At 30.7% G+C, this 762-nt stretch carries 1 protein-coding gene; it reads left to right on the top strand.

Features of this window, described 5'->3' with window-relative positions:
- Positions 1–167: 167 nt before the first annotated feature.
- The coding region (locus HMPREF9420_RS03775) for an acyltransferase family protein (RefSeq protein ID WP_007134116.1) at positions 168–762 on the top strand (595 nt) is incomplete at its 3' end.

The following is a 762-nucleotide window of genomic DNA, read 5'->3' as shown; positions in this document are numbered from 1 at the left end:
TATATCAATACTTTTTTTTATCAAGTATGTGGGTAAAGTTATTAGTTGGGACGCTTGTCGGAATGTCTTCATATATTTTAGTTTCAGTAGTAACTAAGTCTCAGGATCTTAATTATCTTCTTGCGTTAGTTCGTGAGAAGATTAGAAGGTAATTGGAAGATTATTTTATGGAAAGGATTATAACTAAAAATAAGCAAAGAGTTTCCTCATTTGAATTATTACGAATTCTTTGTATGCTTTTCGTTATAGGTGGTCATCTTATTGGAAAAGGTATGCAAATTACCTATGACAGCACGTTATATGGGGGGGGGGAGGACTATAGTCTCTCAAGACTCCTCTATAGCTTCTGTATCGTTGCTGTAAGCACTTTTGTACTAATTTCCGGATATTTTAGTATAAAATTCAATTGGCGCAAAATAATTAAAATTTGGTTTTCCGTTTTGTTCTTTTCATGGCTGATAGCAGACTATATGGTCATAGGACAGAATAATATCAAGGGTAGTCTGCCTTATTTTATGCCTATAATTTCAAATGAATTTTGGTTTATATCTTGTTATTTTGTATTATGTGGAGTATCACCATTGTTAAATAGATTGGTTGATAATATGTCTAAAAAGAATTTTAAGTATTTATTATTGTGCTGCTTAGTTGTGTTTTATGGATGGGCGACTTTTAATTATATATTTAACTTTAGACAATTTGTCCCGGATTTTGGAGGAGGTATTATAAATTTCTCAATTTTTATATTTAATAGGGAGATAT

Source organism: Segatella salivae DSM 15606, from assembly GCF_000185845.1.
In the GTDB taxonomy this organism is placed as follows: Bacteria; Bacteroidota; Bacteroidia; order Bacteroidales; family Bacteroidaceae; genus Prevotella; species Prevotella salivae.
The sequence above is the reverse complement of the archived record's forward strand: the minus strand, read 5'-3'. Positions and strand labels throughout refer to the sequence as shown.